Source organism: Streptomyces capparidis, from assembly GCF_054782095.1.
Map to the genome: position 1 here is coordinate 54,759 of NZ_BAAGTD010000043.1, position 18,709 is coordinate 73,467.

The following is an 18,709-nucleotide window of genomic DNA, read 5'->3' on the forward strand; positions in this document are numbered from 1 at the left end:
TTCGTGCACGACACCCACCTGAAACGACTGAAGGGCCGGACCGTACTGGTCACCGGCGGGGCCGGACTGGTCGGCAGCCGCATCACCGCCCGTCTGCGCCGCCTCGGCGCCCGCGCCATCGGCCTGTGCACCCTGGACGCCTACCCGCAGGAGGTCTACCGGGACCTGTTCGGAGTCGATCCCGAGCACCCGGACATCGTCGTCGGCAGCATCGAGGACCCGGTTGCGGTGGGCAAGGTCGTCGCGGAGTGCGACTACGTGGTCCACGCCGCCGCGCTCGCCGACGTGGCCGCCTGCACCCGCCTGCCCATGGCGGCGGTACGCACCGACATCGCCGGTACCCAGGTGCTCCTGGACGCGGTCGCGCGCTCCAGGCGCGTCAGGCGGTTCTGCTTCGTCTCCTCGGCGAGCGTCTACGGCAACGGCGACCCTGACGACTGGGCACCCGCGTGCGGGGAGCACGCCGCCACACGGCGCCTGCTGGAGTCCGTGTACGGCAGGACGCCCCCGCGGTTCCACGAGCGGGCCCCGCTCCGGCCGATGTCCGTCTACGGCAACACGAAGGCATGGGGCGAAACCCAGACTGCGCTGGTCCTGAGGGCCGTGCCGACTTCCTACACGGTCGTGCGGTACTTCTCCGTCTACGGGGAGCCCCAGGTCGTGAAGGAGAACAGCCACTCCTGGGTGGTCGCCTGGTTCGCCGCCCGCGCCGCACTCGGCCTGCCGCTGCACCTCAACGGCGGCGGACGGCAGATCCGCGATCTGGTGCACGTGGACGACGTCGCCACCGCCCCGGTGCGGTCCCTGCGGCGTCGCCGAGGGCGTCGCCCGGTACTCGGCGTGGCTGAACAGGACGTGCGGCGCGATTCCGGCGTGGCTGACGGCCGAGGAGGCCGGGGGCACCGCGATCAGATGATCGGCGGACGGCCCAGCCGGGTCATCCGCCAGACGGTGGTCCACCGCATCGGCCGACGCGGCGGGCACGAGGTGCGCAGCCCCTCGGCGAGGCCGCCGAACCAGGCCCGCAGACCTACTGCCGACCTGGCGCGAGCCAGCGTCAGGGCGATCCAGACACCGAGGTAGACGGGGACGAGGACGGCGGGCAGGTGACGCTTGGCCAGCCAGACCCGGTTGCGGGCGACCATGCGGTGAAAGACCGCGTGCCGGGTCGGCGATGTCCACGGATGCCGGAGCACGAGATCGGGTTCGTAGCGCACCTTCCATCCCGCGTCCAGGGCCCGCCAGGCGAGATCGGTCTCCTCGTGGGCGTAGAAGAAGGCATCCGGCCAGTCGCCGATCTCGTCCAGCATGGACATGGACAGACCGTGACCGCCTCCGAGGAACGTCGTCACCATCCCACCTCTTGTGGGATCCCCGGCCCGTAGCCGGGGCACGTGGCGACGCTGGGTACGGCCCCGCTCGTCGGCGATGCGGAAGCCGACCACGCCCAGGCGGTCGTCGTCCTCGAACAACCTCACCAGGCGGGTGAACACATCACTGTCGATCAGCAGCCCGTCGTCGTCCAGGTCCACCACCACGTCGACGTCCCCGAACTCCCTGAGCCGGGCGATGGCGGCGTTGCGTCCACCCGCCACGCCCAGGTTCTCGGGCAGCTCCACCCCGGTCACCGCTGCGGGGAAGGGCGGTAGCGGCGTGCCGTTGCCGACGACGACGATCCGCGTCGCAGGCGTGTCCTGCCCGGTGACCGAGTCGAGCAGATCGGCGAGCTCCGCGAGCCGGTCGCCCATCGTCAGGATGGCCACGCCAACGCGCAGATGACACACAGGTGAACTCCCCGTTGCTCGGAGACGGTGACGTCGATGCTAGCGGCGCCGAGGCACGGTGCCGAACCGACACGAAAGGACCTCATGCCCACCATCCGCCTTGGCGACCACCTCACCGCCCGCACCGACGCGGCCACGCTGCGCGGCACGCCGTACGAACAACTGGAGGAGTCCGATCTGGCCGCATTCCTCGCCTGCTGGGACGACTGGCACGATGCGGCCCTCGCCGCCGTCCCCCAGCGCGTCCATCCGACCGCCCGGATCCATCCCACGGCCATCATCGGCGACGATGTGATCATCGGCCCTGGCGTGCGGGTCTGGGAGTTCTCCACGGTGCGCGCGGGCTCCGTCCTGTGCGCCGGTGTCTCCGTCGGCTTCAATTGCGAGGTGACGAGGTCCTTCCTCGCGGCGGGGACGATCCTCGGCCACCGCGTCGGCCTCAACCGCACTCTCGTCGGTGCCGACGCCCACCTGTCGGCGAACCTGACGGTGGCGGCCATCAGCATGTGGAGCCCGCACATGCGGGGGCCCGAGAAAGAGGTCGTCCTGCGTGTGCCCGGCGGGCTGTACCGCTGCGGCACACCGAGGTTCGGCGCCGTCATCGGTGACCGCTGCCAGACCGGCAACGGCATCGGTCTCGGCCCGGGAGTCCTGATCGGACGGGACTGCCGGATCGCGAGCGGTGTCACCCTCGCCGCACGCTCGGTCCCCGACCACGGTGTGGTCACCGCCCCGCACACCGGTGACGTCCACATCCGGCGACGCCCGGTCGAGCACCGGGAGTCGGGTCCCTGAGAACGGCGGGCCCCGGATCCTGGGGAGGTGCCCTGGATCCGGGGCGATGGGGTGGCCGGTTCCTATGGGGTTCCGGTCCCGGCGTTCACCGCGGATCCGTTCGTCGCGGTGCCTTCCTGGCCGCCGGTGCCGCCGACGGCGGCACCCCCTTCGGCGCCGCCGTCAACGGCGCCCCCGTCGGCGCCGCCCGCTTCGGCGCCGCCGTCCTCGACTCCCCCGTCGCCGGCGCCGGCGTTGTCGGCGCCCGCGTCCGCCTCGGCGCCCCCGTCGCCGGTGCCGCCGTCGTCCGTGCCGATCACCGCGCCGGTCTCCGCCAGGGCGCGGGTCACCGGCTCGAAGAAGGTCACGCCGCCCGTGGTGCAGTCGCCGCTGCCGCCCGAGGTGAGGCCGATCGCGGCGTCGTCGGCGAACATCGCGCCGCCGCTGTCGCCGGGCTCGGCGCACACGTCCGTCTGGATCAGTCCGTTGACGATGTCGCCGTTGCCGTAGTTGACGGTGGCGTCCAGGCCGGTGACCGTGCCGTCGCTGAGCCCGGTGGTGCTGCCGCTGCGCCGCACCGCCAGGCCCACGGTGGCCTCGGCGGCGCGGGTGATCTCCTGGGTGGTGCCGTCCTTGAGGTCCACGGTGCTCGGCGGGGCCGCCGCCGGGTCGTCGTACGTCACCAGCGCGTAGTCGCTGCCGGGGAACTCCGAGACGGTGGTGGCGCCCAGCGACTGCGCGCCCGCCTGGTCGGCCGTCCAGGTGTCGGCGGCGTCGCCGCAGTGGCCCGCCGTCAGGAAGGCGGGGGCGCCGTCCACGGTGACGTTGAAGCCGAGGGAGCAGCGCACGCCGCCGCCGAATATCGCGTCGCCGCCGTCCGCCCCCTCCGCGGCCTGCCCGCCCTCGCCGGTGCCCTCCGGCTGGTCGCCGCGCGGCGCCGGATGGTCGAAGGGGCGGAACTCGCCGCCGGTGCGCTTGACGGTGACCTTGTCGCCCATGGCGCCGGTGGCCCGCTCCAGCGTCGCCCAGTCGCCGCCCTCGACCGTGCTGTCGGCGAGGACGGTGACCTTGTTGGTGCGCGGGTCGATCGACCAGGCGGTGCCGGGCACGGACGCGGTGTCGCCGAGCTCGTCGGTGACCGCCCTCAGCTCGGCGATGCTGTTCTCCACGACCCGGGCGACGGCGCCCTCGGCCTCGACCCGGTCCGCCGCGGCCTCGTCGAGGACGTTGACGACGAGTCGGTCCGACTCGCCGTCGTAGTACCAGCCCGCCGCGTCGTCACCGAGGTCGGCGGCGACAGCGGAGCCGAGCCGAGCCGCCTGGAAGGACGTGAACGCCTTCGGGCCCGCCTCCTTGTCGGCGCTGGCGTTGGCGTTCGGCAGCAGGATCGCGGCCGCGACGATCGCGGTCGCGCCCGCCCCGGCGAGCACGCCGGTCCGCTTGTTGACGCGTCGGTGGCTTCGGTGGCTCAACTCACTGACCTCCAGGGGGAGCGGGCGGCTCGTGGGGGGAAGCCGACCCGGGTGGTGCGGCACGGCGGCAGCCGCGGAGCGGTGTTCACGTGTACGGCGGCCGGGCCCGGGCCCTTCGCCCCTCGGCCCCCACGCGCCCCATCCGCCCTCTCCATACGGAGCCGGGGGGCGGGGTTGCTCAACGGGGAACGGAATTCCTCGCTCCGGCGCAGGCGGCCGGGGCGGCTCCCCCGGGCGAGGGAGGACGGGCGGGGATGTCCCTCCGGGGGCTGAGGCCGGGGCGGGACGGGGGTTGCGATACTGCGGGGCATGGCGGTGGGGCGGTGGGTGGAGGGGGTCGCGGAGCGGGTGCGCGGCCTGCCCGCCCGTGGGGCGGACGCCGGGCTGGCGCTCGCGGTGGCGGTGCCGGTGTCGGTGCCGTTCCTGGGCGCGGGGCCGGGCGAGGTGACCTGGCTGGGCCTGGTGCTGAACGCGGGCACGGTGGTGCCGCTGGTGTGGCGGCGGCGGGCGCCGTTCGCCGTGCCCGTGGCCGTGGCCGTGTTCGCCACGCTGGTGGCGCTGCACCACCGGCCGGGCCAGCACCTCCAGTACGGCGGGCTCCTCGCCGTCTACACCGTCGCCGACCTGGGCAAACCCTGGCAGCGGCAGGCGTTCCTGTGGTGGATCCTGCTCACCTTCCCGCCCGCGTCGCTGCTGCTGAAGGACAACGACGCGGTGGAGTTCACCTTCACCCTGCTGCTGCCGCTGACCGCGTACCTGCTCGGCTCGCTGGCCCGCGCCAACCGGGCCAGGGCCGAGCGGGAGCGGACCACGGAGGCGGCGCGGGCGGCGGCCGCGGAGCGGGCCAGGATCGCCCGGGACATGCACGACGTGCTCGCCCACGCCGTCAGCCTGATGGTGGTGCAGGCCGAGGCGGGCCCGGTGGCCGTCCGCACCGACCCGGAGCGGGCCGAGCGGGCCTTCGACGCGATCGCGGACACCGGCCGGGACGCGATGGCGCAGTTGCGCCGGATGCTGGGCGTGCTGAAGGACGACGACGGGCAGGCGGCGAGCCGCGCCCCCGGCCCCAGTCTGGCGGCCCTGCCCGCACTGGTCGCCGGGGCGGAGCGGGCCCGGCTGCGGGTGGCGCTGCGCGAGCTGGGCGAGCCCCGTCCGCTCACCGCCGACGCCGAGGCCGCCGCCTACCGGATCGTCCAGGAGGCCCTGACCAACACCGTCCGGCACGCCGCCGCGACCGCCGCCACGGTGACGCTGGACTGGCGGCGGGAGGAGCTGCTGCTCACCGTCGCCGACGACGGGCGCGGGCCCGCGAGGACCGGCCGGACGGACGGGCGCGGCCTCGTCGGCATCCGGGAGCGGGCGCGGGCCTGCGGCGGGCGGGCCGAGACGGGGCCGGGGCCCGGCGGCGGGTTCGAGGTGGCGGCGCACCTGCCGTACCGGTCGGCGGTGGAGGCCCGGTGAACCCCATCCGCGTGGTGCTGGCCGACGACCAGGAGCTGGTGCGCGCCGGATTCGCGATGATCCTCGACGCCCAGCCGGACATCGAGGTGGTGGCGGAGGCCGGGGACGGCGCGGCCGCGGTGGAGGCGGTGCTCGCGCACCGGCCGGACGTGGCGCTGCTGGACGTGCGGATGCCCGGCATGGACGGCATCGAGGCGGCGCGGGCGGTGCGCGCGCGCACCGACTGCCGCGTCGTCATGCTGACCACGTTCGACCACGACGACTACGTGTACGACGCCCTGTACGCGGGCGCCGGGGGGTTCCTGCTCAAGGACGTCCGCCGCGACGACCTGGTGCACGCCGTCCGGGTCGCCGCGGCCGGGGACGCGCTGCTGGCCCCCGCGGTGACCCGCAGGCTGATCCAGGAGTTCGTGCGCGTGCGGCCCCGCGGCGGGGGCACGGTGCCGGGGGACCGCCTGGCGGCGCTGACCGCGCGGGAGCGGGAGACGCTGCGGCTGCTGGGCCGGGGCCTGTCCAACGCGGAGATCGCCACGGCGCTCGTGGTCAGCGAGCACACCGTGAAGACGCACGTCAGCAATGTGCTGGCCAAGCTGGGCCTGCGCGACCGGGTGCAGGCCGTCATCGCCGCCTACGAGACCGGGCTGATCAGCCCCGGCTCCCCCGGCGGGGCGAGCGGTTAGGGCCCGGCTCCCCCGCGCGGGGGAGGCCGGGAAACCGCTCGGACGGGCGATCCGGGCACCCCGCGCCCCGGCGGACGATCAACGGGCACAAACCGACCCGTCCACCCGTCCCGGGGAGCCCGATCGCCCATGCCCGCTCTGTCACCCGCCCTCGCCGCCCCGCTGCTGCTCCTGGCCTACGGCCTCGTCCGCCTCCTGGACGGCCTGGACGGCGCCCACGGCCCAGGACCGGCCTGGACGGTCGGCCATCTGCTGTTCCTGGCCGGCCTGCTGCTGTTCGCCGCGACGGCGTTCGCACTGCGCCGGCCGCTCGCCGCGACCGGCCGCCGGGGCCACCGGATCGTCGCGGCGGGCGCCGTCACGGCCACCGTCCTCGGCATGCTCGCGTTCGCCCGCGTGGTGGTCGTCGACATCGTCGTCGGTCTCCAGGCGTCCGACAACGCGGCCATGGACGGCGTGCGGGCCCGCCACGAGAACGCCCCCGGCCTGCCGCCCGGCCTCACCGACGCCCTGTACCTGGCGGGCCCGCTGCTGTTCCAGGCCGGCCTGCTCGCCCTGCTGGTCCAGCAGGCCGTGCTGCGTCTGCGCCCGGCCTGGTCCCCGGCCCTCGCCGTGCTCGGCTTCGTCCTCATCGCCGCCCACCTGGATCTCCTCCCCCTGGCCGCCGCCCTCCTGACGGCGGCCCTGGCCACCACCACACGAGTACCGGCAACCCCGGCGGCAACAGGGATACAGGCGCCCCTCACGCGCTGAGAGCGACCCCCGGCCTGGGGGCGGGAACACTCACCCGCCCCCAGGCCGCTCCCGGGCCGGGGGGTGCGGGTGGCAAAGCCCCCGCCCCGCGCGGCGAAGTCGCGCAAAACGCGACAAGGCGACGTGGCCAGCGCGTAAGCGCGGCACACGTCGCCTGTCGTCCGAGTGGAGGTGGCGGGAATCGAACCCGCGTCCTGTGAAGCTGAACCAGGGCTTCTCCGAGCGCAGTCTGCTGCGATTTTCTCGGCCCCGGAGATCACGCAGACAAGTCTCCGACGGGCCCAGCCACTGTGAGGTTTCCCGTCAGCCCCCGTGGCCGGGACTGACGGTTGAGTTCCCTAGCTGATGCCGGGGTCCGGGTCGGGAACACTCCCGGTCCGACACTTCGCGAAGTCGCTACCTGTTCTTATCAGGCAGCGAGGGCGAAGGAATCGCGCTTGGTTTCGGCGATTATTTTTTTGCGACACATGGTTAACGAGATCATTGCCGCGTTCCTCGGCTCGCTTCCCCTGCTCCAACATCCCCAGTCGAAACCGATCACCCCCAGGGGTGAGGATGCGGAACCAGGTCGGCTGACCCCTGCGGGTCACTGGCCAATCCGGTTCAGTTGTCAAACAGCACCACTCGGGCAACACCCTCGGTGGAACCGGCCGCGCCGCTCGGGGCGGCGGTCCCGGCGTCATCGTACGTGAACAACGCGGGGTGCTTCCACTTCATTCCCCGCCCGGCGGAAGGATTCAGCGCTGCCTGCGGCGCGCCGCGGCCACCGCCCTGGCCGTCTCGCGGCGGTCCTGCTTCTCCCGCAGCGCCTGCCGCTTGTCGTGCAGCTTCTTGCCCTTGGCCAGCGCGATCTCGACCTTGGCCCGGCCGTCCTTGAAGTACAGCGACAGCGGGACGATCGTGTGCCCGGTCTCCTGGGTCTTGATCCGCAGCTTGTCGATCTCCGAGCGGTGCAGCAGGAGCTTGCGCTTGCGCCGGGCCGCGTGGTTCGTCCACGTGCCCTGGCTGTACTCGGGGATGTGGACGTTGTGCAGCCAGATCTCGCCGTCGTCGTCGATCTGCGCGAAGCCGTCCACCAGCGAGGCCCGGCCGAGGCGCAGGGACTTCACCTCGGTGCCCATCAGGGCCATGCCCGCCTCGTAGGTGTCCTCGATGAGGTAGTCGTGCCGCGCCTTCTTGTTCTGCGCGACCAGCTTGCGTCCAGTCTCTTTCGCCATGGTGTGGTCATTGTCGCACCACCGGCCGCGGCCACGGGAGGCAATTACGCCGCGCTGAGCCCGCTGAGCACGTGGCGGGCCTGGGCCTCGGCGGTCTCGCGGCCCTCGGCGGGGTCCACCTCGAGGTCGGGGCGCACCCCGTCGCCGTCCACGGTGCGGCCGGAGGGGAGGCGGTAGGTGCCGACGGTGACCTCCACCACGGAGCCGTCGGCCAGCGTGCTGGGCTCCTGCACCGAGCCCTTGCCGAAGGTGCGGGAGCCGACCACCACGGCCCGGCCCCGGTCCTGGAGGGCGCCGGCCAGCATCTCGGCCGCGCTCATCGTGCCGCCGTCCACCAGGACGACCAGCGGGGTCGTGGTGTCCCCGCCGCCGTCCGCGAACAGGGCGCGCTGCCGGCCGCGCACGTCGTAGGTGGCGACGAGGCCCCCGTCGAGGAACGCGGACGCGGTCCTGGTGGCCTCGGCGACCAGCCCGCCGGAGTTGCCCCGCAGGTCGAGCACGACGCCGCCGCCGGCCGCCACGCCCCGCCGCACCCGCGGCTGCCGCATGGCCTCGCGCACCCGCTCCCCCACACCCCTGGTGAAGGTGGTGACGGTGATCCGGGTGACGCCGCCGCCCATGTCGCCCACGGTGACGTTCTGCGCGTCCAGGACGGCGCGCCGCAGCGCCACCTCCCGGCGCTCGCCGTCCCGCTCCAGGCCCAGGGTGACGCGCGAGCCGGGCTCGCCGCCGCCGCGCAGCAGCGACACGACCTCGGTGACGGGGCGGGCGCCCACGGGTTCGCCGTCGATGCGGTCCAGCAGGTCGCCGGCCCGCACGCCGCCGCGGTCGGCGGGGCCGCCGGACTGCACCTGGCTGACCTCGATGCGGCGCTCGCCGGTGCGCCGCACCCACAGGCCGACGCCGACGTAGGAGCCGTCGAGCGTCTGCTGGAAGTCCTGGTACTCCTGCTCGGTGTAGAACGCCGCCCAGCGGTCGCCGCTGCGGCTGACGATCTCCTCGGCGGCCTCCGGTTCGAGGCCGCCCTCGCCCATGGCCTCCGACAGGGTCGCGGGCAGGTCCTGGGTGCCCGCGGGCCCGCCGCGGCCGGATCCGGCCGCGGAGTCCGCCGACAGCGGGGCGGGCGCCTGCGAGGGGCCGTCCCAGGTTCCGGTGACCACTCCGGCCGCGAAGACGGCGCCGCAGACGATGACCAGGGCCGCCCCTTGCCGAAGGCTGCGGGGCCTTACGAACGCGGATGGGCCGGACATGGCTGGGAGTCTAGGCCACCCCGTGGGCGATCGCGGGCGCGTCCGGGCGTGTTGAGAGCCAGGACACGCCGGTGCGCGGGCCCCCGGGAAGCGCCGGCCGGCCCCACGGGGAGCCACCCGGCCGGGGCGGCCCCCCGCCGCCGCGGCGCGCGGGGGGCACGCGGAGGGGCGCGGGAATCCCGCGCCCCCGGTGCGCCCGTACGGGTGAAACGGCGGGGCCCGCCGCCGTCCCGCCCGGGGGTCAGACCCTCAGGTACTTGCGCAGGGCGATGAACGCGGCCAGCGCGGGCATCAGCAGCCCGACGAGCAGCACGGCCGGCAACACGGGGAGCACCTGGTCCCAGCCGATGAAGTTGATCAACTGGATGCGGCCCGACAGCCAACTGTCGATGAGGAAGTACTTGCCGCCCAGCAGCATGCCGCAGGCCAGGCCCGCGCCGATCAGGCCCGAGATGGCGGCCTCCATGATGAACGGCATCTGGATGTAGTAGCCGGGCGCGCCCACCAGCCGCATGATGCCCGTCTCCCTGCGGCGGCTGAACGCCGACACCCGGACGGTGTTGACGATCAGCAGCAGGGCGACGGTCAGCATCAGCGCCATCAGCACATAGGCGACCCGGTTCATGCCGTTGAGCAGGTCGAACAGGTTCTCCAGCAGGGCGCGCTGGTCGTTGACCTCCATCACCCCGGGGCGGCCGTTGAACGCGCTGCTGATCACCTCGTACTTGTCCGGGTCCTTGAGCTTGACCCGGAAGGAGTCCTGCATCTGATCGGCCGTCACATTCTGGGCGATCAGGCTGTCCTTGAAGTCGGTGCGGTAGCGCTGGTACGCCTCGGCGGCCGTCTCGTAGTAGACCTTGTCGACGACGTCGAGCTTGTCCAGCTCGCCCCTGATGTCCTGCTTCTGCTGCTCGGTGACCGCGCCCTTGGAGCAGTTCGCGACCCGCTTGCCGTCGTCCTTGTTGCACAGGAAGATCGACACCTGGACCTTGTCGAACCAGTAGCCCTTCATGTGGTCGACCTGCTTGTGCACGAGCAGGCTGCCGCCGGCGAGGGCGAGCGAGAGTGCGACACTCACGATCACCGCGAAGGTCATCGTCAGGTTCCGCCGGAGACCGACACTGATCTCCGACAGGACGAACTGGGCCCGCATGATGTCCTTTCAGGTGGCTGCGGCTCGGCTTGGACTTCTCCCCCGCCCGGTGTCCCCCGGCGGGGCGCACGGCTCAGTGCTGGTAGCCGTAGACACCGCGCGACTGGTCGCGGACCAGCCGCCCCTGCTCGAGCTCGATGACGCGCTTGCGCATCTGGTCCACGATCTGCTGGTCGTGGGTGGCCATGACGACCGTGGTGCCGGTCCGGTTGATCCGGTCCAGCAGCTTCATGATGCCGACGGAGGTCTGCGGGTCCAGGTTGCCCGTGGGCTCGTCGGCGATGAGCAGCATCGGCCGGTTGACGAAGGCCCGGGCGACCGCGACCCGCTGCTGCTCGCCGCCGGACAGCTCGCCCGGCATCCGGTCCTCCTTGCCGGCGAGGCCGACCAGGTCCAGCACCTCAGGGACCGCCTTGCGGATGTAGCTGCGCGGCTTGCCGATGACCTCCAGGGCGAAGGCGACGTTCTCGCTCACCGTCTTGTTCGGCAGCAGGCGGAAGTCCTGGAAGACGTTGCCGAGCTGGCGGCGCAACTGCGGCACCTTCCAGTTCGACAGGCGGGCCAGGTCCTTGCCCAGCACGTGCACGGCACCCTGGCTGGCCCGCTCCTCGCGCAGGATGAGCTTGAGGAAGGTCGACTTCCCTGAGCCGGAGGAACCGACCAGGAAGACGAACTCGCCTTTCTGGATCTCCAGCGAGACGTCCCGCAGCGCGGGACGGGACTGCTTGGGGTAGCTCTTGGAGACGTTCTCGAATCGGATCACGGCTGCATCACGGTCGGCCAGTCTAGGGGGAAGGAGGACAGCCGGAACGGGCTCTCCTGGTTGGGTGACGATACGCGAACCGCCGAGAGGGATGCAGTCGGCGGACCGGGTTGGTGGGCTGGTTCACTGTGCAAAAATGGAAAACTAGGGCATAAGGCTTAATGGAGCGCCCGGAGAGCGCGCTCGCCCCGCGCCGATCCCCGCGGAAGCTGGCACAGTGGGGGGAACGGGAACCCACGTCGGGCCCCGATGCGTTGGCTGGGCAAGGAGGAGATCGCATGACATGCGACCGACTGGTGTGCGCCAACTGCGCCGGGCCGGTGAGCGAGGGCCGCTGCCCCTCCTGCCGGGCCAGCCGCGCGCAGTTGCACCAGCAGGGCGGTCTCCAGGGCTTCCTCAACGGCCTGAGCCCAATGGGGCTGATGGTGCTGCTGGCCGCGGTGATAGCCGTGGCGCTGGTGGTGGGTTACGCGGGGTGAGGTCAGGCGAGCGCCGGTGACGGCCGCGGCCGGCCACCCGGGCGGCTGACGGCCGAGGCGGCCGCGCCGCCCGGAGGAGCGCCCGGCACCGCAGGGACCGCGGGACTGAACGGATCATGGCCGAGGGCCCGGAGCGTATGCTCCGGGCCCTCGGTTTTCGCCCCGGCCGGGTGACGCCGACGGCGTCCCGGCGCGGTCGGGCGGTTGATCAGGCCGCCGCGCGGCGGGTCACCAGCCGCGGCATCAGGCGGAAGCCGACACCGCCGGCGATCATGGTCGCCGCGCCGACGACGAGGAAGGCGATCTCGGTGGAGCCGGTCTCCGCCAGCTCCTCCTTCGGCTGGGTCTGGGTCACCTGCTGCGGGGAGGCGGCGTTGTCCGGCTCGGTGCCGTCCTCGCACTGGACGCTGTCGTTGGCGAGCACGCAGGTGCCGGTGTCGCCACCGTTACCGCCGTTGCCGCCGTTGCCGCCACCGGTGGTGGTGGCACCGCCCTGCTGGCCACCCTGCTGAGCGCCACCCTGGTCGGCACCGCCCTGCTGAGCACCACCCTGCTGGCCACCCTGCTGGGCGCCACCCTGGTCAGCGCCACCCTGCTGAGCGCCGCCCTGCTGGGCACCACCCTGCTGGCCGCCCTGCTGAGCGCCACCCTGGTCAGCGCCACCCTGCTGAGCGCCACCCTGCTGGGCACCGCCCTGCTGAGCGCCACCCTGGTCGGCACCACCCTGCTGAGCGCCACCCTGCTGGGCGCCACCCTGGTCAGCACCACCCTGCTGGGCACCGCCCTGGTCAGCGCCACCCTGCTGGGCGCCACCCTGGTCGGCACCGCCCTGCTGAGCACCACCCTGGTCGGCACCGCCCTGCTGAGCACCACCCTGGTCAGCGCCACCCTGATCGGCACCGCCCTGGTCGGCACCACCTTGGTCAGCGCCGCCCTGGTCAGCGCCGCCCTGGTCAGCGCCGCCCTGGTCGGCACCGCCCTGGTCGGCGCCGCCCTGCTGGCCGCCCTGGTCGCCACCGCCGATCACCGCGGTGCCGCCCACGGTCAGGTCCGTCCCGACCTGCACCTTGACCGGAGCCTCGTCGTCCCCCCCGAAGTTCGCGGCCTGAGCCGCACCCGCGGCGGTCAGCGAAGCCCCCGCCGCGAAGACCGCGGCGGCCCCGATGCGGGCCAGACGCAGTCGTGTGTTCCGATTGGTCATCAGCCAACTACCCCCAGTAGCTATAGTGGAGCGGCCACATTCGTGCCGCGGGCCAGCTTGTTTCGCCGACCGAAAACCGTCAAGCAGGTTGCGTGCGGCTTTGTCGTATATCAGCGCACTTGGCTGTCACATGGGTACAGGCTCGTGACCTCCCTTGACGGGATCATCACAAGCGCGAAACGCCCCGCCCGCCGGGCGCCGCGGGCGGGGCTGGTGACGACGGCTCAGCGTCCGTTGTTCCATTCAGCGGGCGGTCCCGCGCACGGCGCAAGGCGTTCGACCCGCGTTCACCCGGACCGGCTACCGGGCGCGGCCGCTACTGGGCGGACTGGCTGCTCTTGCGCCAGCGGATGCCGGCCTCCAGGAACCCGTCGATGTTCCCGTCCAGCACCCCCTGCGGGTTGCCGACCTCGAAGTCGGTGCGCAGGTCCTTGACCATCTGGTACGGGTGCAGCACGTAGGAGCGCATCTGGTTGCCCCAGGAGTTGCCGCCGTCGCCCTTGAGGGCGTCCATCTTGGCCTGCTCCTCCTGGCGGCGGCGCTCCAGCAGCTTCGCCTGGAGCACGTTCATCGCGGTGGCCTTGTTCTGGATCTGCGAGCGCTCGTTCTGGCAGGAGACGACGATGCCGGTCGGCAGGTGGGTGATGCGCACCGCGGAGTCGGTGGTGTTCACGCCCTGCCCGCCGGGGCCGGAGGACCGGTACACGTCGATGCGCAGCTCGGACTCGTCGATCTCCACGTGGTCGCTCTGCTCGACCACGGGCAGCACCTCCACGCCGGCGAACGACGTCTGGCGGCGGCCCTGGTTGTCGAACGGGGAGATGCGCACCAGGCGGTGGGTGCCCTGCTCCACCGAGAGCGTGCCGTAGGCGTAGGGGGCCTTGACGGCGAAGGTCGCGGACTTGATGCCCGCCTCCTCCGCGTAGGAGGTGTCGTACACCTCGGTCGGGTAGCCGTGCCGCTCGGCCCAGCGCAGGTACATCCGCATGAGCTGCTCGGCGAAGTCGGCGGCGTCCACACCGCCCGCCTCGGCGCGGATGTTGACCAGGGCCTCGCGGGCGTCGTACTCGCCGGACAGCAGCGTGCGGACCTCCAGCTCGTCGACGGCCTTGCGCACGGCGGCGAGCTCCCGCTCGGCCTCCTCGCGCGTCTCGGCGTCGTCCTCGCCCTCGGCCAGCTCGAACAGCACCTGCACGTCGTCGATGCGGCCGCGCAGGCCCTCGACGCGGCGCAGCTCGCCCTGGAGGTAGGACAGGCGGCTGGTGACCTTCTGCGCGTTCTCCACGTCGTCCCACAGGTCCGGAGCCGCGGCCTGCTCCTCCAGGGCCGCGATGTCGGCCCGGATCTTGTCCAGGTCGAGGACGGCCTCGATCGACTCCATGGTGGAGGTGAGGGACTTCAGCTCTTCGGATACATCGACGACTGCCACGCCCCCAGGGTAATGCTTCCCCGGGCCGCCGCCGGAAGGTGCGGGCGGCGACCGGACGCGGCGCGCACCGCGCACGGGCGCCGCCGGCGGCTCAGGAGGTGGTGGCGCGGGTGAGCGCGCCCCCCGGGGTGCGGACGTACAGCTCCATGCCGGGCCCGTTGACGGCGGCGGCGGGCGGGTCCTGGGCGGTCTTGCCGGGCATCGGCAGGTGCCGCCAGGTGCCGCGGGAGGACAGGGCGGCCTGGGCGAGCCTGCCCTCGCGGTCGCGGACGAAGACGAGGAAGCCGTCCTTGCCGGACAGCGGCTCGGGGCGGCCGGTGGTGGACAGGCCCCGGATCTCCTCGGCGGGCCGCCACGCGCCGTTGGCGAAGGGCACGCGCAGCACCGCCGAGTCGCCGCGGCGCACCACGAACGCGTCCAGGGTGCCCTGCGCGCGGGACAGCAGCCCGGGAGCGCCGGCGATCCGGCCCGCGGTGGGCACCAGCGACCAGGTGTTCAGCCGCCCGTCCAGGTAGGAGGCGGTCACCAGGTCGCCGCCGACGCGGCCGACCAGGTCGATGCGGCCCGGCTCGGACGAGGCGGCGGCCGGGGCGGCGTCGAACCTGGTCCTTCCGTCCACCTGGTACCAGTCGAACCAGGCGCCGCCCACCAGGGAGCGCCGGTAGAGCAGGCCGTCGGTGCCCACGGCGAACAGGTCCAGGGTGCCGGGCGCGGAGGAGGCGACGGCGGGGTCGTAGCGGGTGCTTATGCCGGTCAGGCGCTGCCAGCGGCCGTAGCCGTGGGCGGTGCGGGTGAGGTACCACACGTTGGCGTCCGCGCCGCGGGCGAAGACGTAGGTGGCGCCGGACTCGGTGATGGCGCGCGGGCCGCCGGTCAGCTCCACCTCGGGGCGGGGGACGGCGTCGAACGCCGACCAGTCCGGGAGGGGGGCCGCCGCCTGCTCGGCCTCGACCTCCGGCTCGCTGCCGGTGTCGCCCTGGGGGGACGGCTCGCTGCTGGCGCGGGGGGCGGTCGGGGTGCCGGCGGGGGCGTCCATGCCCTGGTCGTCGCGCTCCACCGCGCCGCGCTCGCCGCCCGGCTCCTTGTCCTCCCGGGTGGTGGCGCCCGCGTCCCGGCCGGAGACGTAGCCGTAGCCGCCGACCGCGGCCAGGGTCAGCGCCGCGGCGACGGCGGCCCCCACCTTGACCCGTCTGCGGCGCAGCAGCTCGGCGGCGGGGGCGCCGGGCCGGTTCCCCGGGGCGGGCGGCCGCCGCCGGTAGGCGGCCAGCTCGCCGGGGGTGGGGAGCTTGAGGCTGGTGTGGGTGTCCCGGCTGGAGTCGGGCGCGGCGCCCGGCACCAGGGGGACGGCGCCGCGGCGGCGGCCGGGCTCCTCGGCGGGGGTGGGCGGGCGCTCGGCGCCGGGCTCCTCGTCCTCGGGGTCGTCCGGCGCGGCGACCTCGAGCGGCGGCAGGCCGGCGAGGGCGGGGAGCTGCTCGCGCAGCCGCTGGCCGAGCTCGGCGGCGGTCAGCCGGGAGGCGGGGGCCTTGGCCAGGCAGGACGCGAGGATCTGCCACAGCCCGTCGGGGATGTCCGGCAGCGGCTCGACGGTCTCGGTGACATGGCGGCGCAGCACCGCGCCGGGGTGGCCGCCGCCGAACGGGGTGAAGCCGGCGAGCAGCTCGTAGAGCACCGTGGCCAGCGCGTAGATGTCCACGGACGCGCGCGGCGGCAGGCCCTCGATGATCTCCGGGGCGAGGTAGTCGGGGGTGCCGATGATCCGGGTGGCGCGGGTGCGGCGGGGGGAGTCCACCAGGCGGGCGATGCCGAAGTCGGTGAGCTTGGCGGGCGGCGCGCCGCCGGGGCCGGCGGGGGCGGCCGTGTCCAGCAGCACGTTCTCCGGCTTCACGTCGCGGTGCACCACCCCGGCGGCGTGGGCGGCGGCGAGGGCGTCGGCGACGTCGGCGGCGATCGCGACGGCGGCCTGCGGGGCGAGCCTGCGCTCGCGCTCCAGGCGGGAGCGCAGGTCGGTGCCGCGGACCAGGTCCATCACCAGGGCCAGGTCGTTGCCGTCCACCACCAGGTCGCGGATGCCGACGATGCGGGGGTGGTCCAGGCTGAGCAGGGCGGTGCGCTCCTGCACGAAGCGGCCGACCAGGTCCTGGTCGGAGGCAAGGTCCTCGCGGAGCAGCTTGATGGCGACCGGGCCGTCGGGGCCCTCGCCCAGCCATACCGTCCCGGCGGAGCCCCGCCCGAGCACCTGGTGGGCGGTGTACCGACTGCCGATCTTCCGTGCCAATGCTGCTCCGACCCTTGAAGTGGCTTCCCCGGCACCTTCGCGCCCGTCGTCCGGTCGGCGGCGGGGCGGTGGTGGCGGGCGGGGGCGTCGGCGACAAAGTTACGCGGCCCGCCGCCCGTTGAGGGAACCGGACGGCAGGTCCGCGTCACTTTTTGGAAGAAATCACTCTCGGGAGTCGACAAATCTCCTTGGCCACGCCCCATTTGGGGGTCCCCTTCGGGTGTCCCCGGGGGTTCCGGCGGTGGGAGCGGGGGCCCGCGGCGGCGCGGGGCGGCCCGGGCCGGGGTGGGTGCCGGCCCGGGCCGTGCGCGGTCAGTTGGTGGCGAACGTGAACCAGTTGAGGTTCACGAAGTCCGCGGGCTGGCCGCTGGTGAACGTCAGGTACACGTCGTGCTTGCCGGTGACGCCGGTGATGTTGGCCGGAACCGTGCGCCAGCTCTGCCAGCCGCCGGTGTTGGCCAGGGCGAAGCTGCCGATGGGCGGGTTGCTGCGGCTGTCCAGGCGCACCTCGACCAGGCCGCTGACGCCGGAGGCGGCGCCCGAGGCGACCCGCGCCCTGAACTGGGTGGCGGCGGTGGACCCGAAGTCGACGCCGGAGTACCGCACCCAGTCGCCGTTGGCGATGGCGCCGAGGTTCCGGCCGCCGCCGGTGTCCGTGGTGTCCTCGGTGATCGTGCCGTACTGCTCGGTGTAGTTCTCCGCCTGGAGCGTGGTGTAGGCGCTGCCGCCACCGCCGCCGGTGGTGCCGCCGTTGGTGGTGCCGCCGTTCGTGGTGCCACTGCTGGTGCCGCCGGTGCTGGAGCCGCCCGCGCGCAGCACCGAGACGTAGTCCACGACCATCGGGCGGCCCGGGACGGTGGAGGCGACCGGGGTGGCCCCGCCGTACACGCCGTCGGGGAAGGCGCCGCCCATGGCCACGTTCAGCAGGATGAAGTGGCCGTGGTGGGTGGCGTTGGCCCAGCTCGCGGCGTCCATCTGGGAGGCGGTCACGGAGTGGAACTGCACGCCGTCCACGTACCAGCGCAGCGCCTCGGGCGAGGAGCTGCGGTCCCACTCGAAGGTGTAGGTGTGGAAGCCGGACTGGCAGGTGCTGCCGGGGCAGGCGCGGCTGGCGCCGATGCCGTTGGTCTCGTTGCAGGGGCCGCCGGGGTTGACGCCGCAGTGCAGCACGCCCCACACCGAGTTCAGGCCGTTGACGTTCTCCATGATGTCGAACTCGCCTATGCCCGGCCAGTTCCAGTAGTTGCCCCGGTAGGTGTCGCCGAGGGTCCAGAACGCGGGCCAGTAGCCGATGGCCTCGGCGCCGGTGACGTTCGGCATCTGGATGCGGGCCTCGATGCGCATCTTGCCCCCGGCGCCGGGCTGGAAGTCGCTGCGGCGGGTCTCGATGCGGCCGGAGGTCCAGTTGCCCGCGGAGTCCCTCAGCGGGGTGATGCGCAGGTTGCCGTTGCCGTCGTGGCTGAGGTTGGCCGGGTTGTTGGTGTACGTCTGGCGCTCGCCGGTGCCCCAGTTGTCGGGGCCGCCGGGGTAGCCGCGGCCGGTGTCGATGATCCAGTTCGTGGCGGACGGGAGGGTTCCGGCGGCGCCGGTGAAGTCGTCGCTCCACACCTGGGTCCAGCCCGAGGGCGGGGGCGGGACGCTGGCGGTGGCGCTTGAGAGCGCTCCCAGAACGCCCGCGACAAGAGCGAGGGCGCCGCCGATGACCAGCACCCGGAGGGTGGTGAGGCGGCGGCGGGGGGCGGCGGGGGATGGGTCCGGCATGACTGAAGAGGATGTGCTCATGTCAACACCTCCTGCGCGGGACGGGCAGGTGGGCGGATGGGGCGGGCGGTGGCTCGGCGGCACCGGCCGGCGCGCGTCCCGTCGCGCCTGGCGGCCGCCGGTGCCACTGTCCTGTGGATGGCGTGAGCGCGTCAATAGTTGGGACGTGGACGGGGGGTGGGGAGCGCCACGCGTTCAGGAGTCAAACGGTGCGGGGGGTTCGGGGGTGGGGGGGGTGGGGCGGCCGCAGGGGCCGG

The 18,709-nt window shown here is 73.5% G+C and carries 14 protein-coding genes, 1 other RNA gene and 2 pseudogenes; 6 read left to right on the plus strand and 11 right to left on the minus strand.

What is annotated here, in order from left to right:
• Positions 1–3: 3 nt before the first annotated feature.
• A pseudogene (locus ACYVO2_RS28140) lies at positions 4–777 on the plus strand (NAD-dependent epimerase/dehydratase family protein); the annotation flags it as partial.
• Between the two features lie 131 nt (positions 778–908).
• Here ACYVO2_RS28140 and ACYVO2_RS28145 read toward each other — a convergent pair.
• Positions 909–1,784, minus strand: coding sequence for a glycosyltransferase family 2 protein (locus tag ACYVO2_RS28145; RefSeq protein ID WP_461010834.1), 876 nt, complete (start codon positions 1,782–1,784; stop codon positions 909–911).
• Positions 1,785–1,868: 84 nt separating this feature from the next.
• Between ACYVO2_RS28145 and ACYVO2_RS28150 the strand changes: the two genes are divergently transcribed.
• Positions 1,869–2,579, plus strand: coding sequence for an LbetaH domain-containing protein (locus tag ACYVO2_RS28150; protein WP_461010835.1), 711 nt, complete (start codon positions 1,869–1,871; stop codon positions 2,577–2,579).
• A 62-nt stretch (positions 2,580–2,641) separates the two neighbouring features.
• On the opposite strand, the gene ACYVO2_RS28155 is transcribed toward ACYVO2_RS28150, so the two are convergent.
• On the minus strand, positions 2,642–4,030 hold the full coding sequence (locus tag ACYVO2_RS28155) for a S1 family peptidase (protein ID WP_461010836.1): 1,389 nt from the start codon (positions 4,028–4,030) through the stop codon (positions 2,642–2,644).
• Between the two features lie 309 nt (positions 4,031–4,339).
• On the opposite strand from ACYVO2_RS28155, the gene ACYVO2_RS28160 reads away from it, so the two are divergent.
• From ACYVO2_RS28160 to ACYVO2_RS28170, 3 genes are all read left to right on the plus strand, one after another.
• Positions 4,340–5,491: a sensor histidine kinase gene (locus ACYVO2_RS28160; RefSeq protein ID WP_461010837.1), complete on the plus strand. Its 1,152-nt coding sequence runs from the start codon at positions 4,340–4,342 to the stop codon at positions 5,489–5,491.
• Between the two features lie 56 nt (positions 5,492–5,547).
• The gene (locus tag ACYVO2_RS28165; protein WP_461010849.1) at positions 5,548–6,171 is read left to right on the plus strand and encodes a response regulator; all 624 of its coding nucleotides are present in this window, start codon (positions 5,548–5,550) and stop codon (positions 6,169–6,171) included.
• Between the two features lie 129 nt (positions 6,172–6,300).
• On the plus strand, positions 6,301–6,924 hold the full coding sequence (locus ACYVO2_RS28170; protein ID WP_461010838.1) for a hypothetical protein: 624 nt from the start codon (positions 6,301–6,303) through the stop codon (positions 6,922–6,924).
• A gap of 163 nt (positions 6,925–7,087) precedes the next feature.
• Here ACYVO2_RS28170 and ssrA read toward each other — a convergent pair.
• The 5 genes from ssrA to ftsE all read right to left on the minus strand — a co-directional run bounded on the left by ssrA (position 7,088) and on the right by ftsE (position 11,307).
• Positions 7,088–7,469, minus strand: a transfer-messenger RNA (tmRNA) gene (gene ssrA / locus ACYVO2_RS28175).
• 192 nt (positions 7,470–7,661) lie between these two features.
• Positions 7,662–8,141, minus strand: coding sequence for an SsrA-binding protein SmpB (smpB, locus tag ACYVO2_RS28180; RefSeq protein ID WP_461010839.1), 480 nt, complete (start codon positions 8,139–8,141; stop codon positions 7,662–7,664).
• 44 nt (positions 8,142–8,185) lie between these two features.
• Positions 8,186–9,391 carry a S41 family peptidase gene (locus ACYVO2_RS28185; protein ID WP_461010840.1) on the minus strand — a complete coding sequence of 402 codons (1,206 nt, stop codon included), beginning with the start codon at positions 9,389–9,391 and terminating at the stop codon, positions 8,186–8,188.
• A 241-nt stretch (positions 9,392–9,632) separates the two neighbouring features.
• Positions 9,633–10,544, minus strand: coding sequence for a permease-like cell division protein FtsX (ftsX, locus tag ACYVO2_RS28190; protein WP_461010841.1), 912 nt, complete (start codon positions 10,542–10,544; stop codon positions 9,633–9,635).
• Positions 10,545–10,617: 73 nt separating this feature from the next.
• Complete coding sequence (ftsE, locus tag ACYVO2_RS28195; RefSeq protein WP_461010842.1) at positions 10,618–11,307, minus strand: cell division ATP-binding protein FtsE; 690 nt, start codon at positions 11,305–11,307, stop codon at positions 10,618–10,620.
• A 278-nt stretch (positions 11,308–11,585) separates the two neighbouring features.
• Between ftsE and ACYVO2_RS28200 the strand changes: the two genes are divergently transcribed.
• Complete coding sequence (locus ACYVO2_RS28200) at positions 11,586–11,786, plus strand: hypothetical protein (RefSeq protein WP_461010843.1); 201 nt, start codon at positions 11,586–11,588, stop codon at positions 11,784–11,786.
• Between the two features lie 208 nt (positions 11,787–11,994).
• Here ACYVO2_RS28200 and ACYVO2_RS28205 read toward each other — a convergent pair whose 3' ends face one another.
• From ACYVO2_RS28205 to ACYVO2_RS28220, 4 genes and pseudogenes are all read right to left on the minus strand, one after another.
• Positions 11,995–12,987 (minus strand): hypothetical protein, encoded by a 993-nt coding sequence (locus tag ACYVO2_RS28205; protein WP_461010844.1) that lies wholly within the window; start codon positions 12,985–12,987, stop codon positions 11,995–11,997.
• Positions 12,988–13,303: 316 nt separating this feature from the next.
• Positions 13,304–14,416: a peptide chain release factor 2 gene (gene prfB / locus ACYVO2_RS28210; protein ID WP_461010845.1), complete on the minus strand. Its 1,113-nt coding sequence runs from the start codon at positions 14,414–14,416 to the stop codon at positions 13,304–13,306.
• Between the two features lie 1,081 nt (positions 14,417–15,497).
• Positions 15,498–16,691: pseudogene (locus ACYVO2_RS28215) on the minus strand (serine/threonine-protein kinase); the annotation flags it as partial.
• 312 nt (positions 16,692–17,003) lie between these two features.
• Complete coding sequence (locus ACYVO2_RS28220) at positions 17,004–18,452, minus strand: glycoside hydrolase family 16 protein (RefSeq protein ID WP_461010846.1); 1,449 nt, start codon at positions 18,450–18,452, stop codon at positions 17,004–17,006.
• Between the last annotated feature and the right edge of the window lie 257 nt (positions 18,453–18,709).

What these genes read in the sequence shown, in the direction of transcription:
- ACYVO2_RS28150 (WP_461010835.1), top strand. Translation starts at nt 1,869, where the DNA reads ATGCCCACCATCCGCCTTGGCGACCACCTCACCGCCCGCACCGACGCG.
- ACYVO2_RS28160 (WP_461010837.1), top strand. Translation starts at nt 4,340, where the DNA reads ATGGCGGTGGGGCGGTGGGTGGAGGGGGTCGCGGAGCGGGTGCGCGGC.
- ACYVO2_RS28165 (WP_461010849.1), top strand. Translation starts at nt 5,548, where the DNA reads ATGATCCTCGACGCCCAGCCGGACATCGAGGTGGTGGCGGAGGCCGGG.
- ACYVO2_RS28170 (WP_461010838.1), top strand. Translation starts at nt 6,301, where the DNA reads ATGCCCGCTCTGTCACCCGCCCTCGCCGCCCCGCTGCTGCTCCTGGCC.
- smpB (WP_461010839.1), bottom strand. Translation starts at nt 8,141, where the DNA reads ATGGCGAAAGAGACTGGACGCAAGCTGGTCGCGCAGAACAAGAAGGCG.
- ACYVO2_RS28185 (WP_461010840.1), bottom strand. Translation starts at nt 9,391, where the DNA reads ATGTCCGGCCCATCCGCGTTCGTAAGGCCCCGCAGCCTTCGGCAAGGG.
- ftsX (WP_461010841.1), bottom strand. Translation starts at nt 10,544, where the DNA reads ATGCGGGCCCAGTTCGTCCTGTCGGAGATCAGTGTCGGTCTCCGGCGG.
- ACYVO2_RS28200 (WP_461010843.1), top strand. Translation starts at nt 11,586, where the DNA reads ATGACATGCGACCGACTGGTGTGCGCCAACTGCGCCGGGCCGGTGAGC.
- ACYVO2_RS28205 (WP_461010844.1), bottom strand. Translation starts at nt 12,987, where the DNA reads ATGACCAATCGGAACACACGACTGCGTCTGGCCCGCATCGGGGCCGCC.
- ACYVO2_RS28220 (WP_461010846.1), bottom strand. Translation starts at nt 18,452, where the DNA reads ATGCCGGACCCATCCCCCGCCGCCCCCCGCCGCCGCCTCACCACCCTC.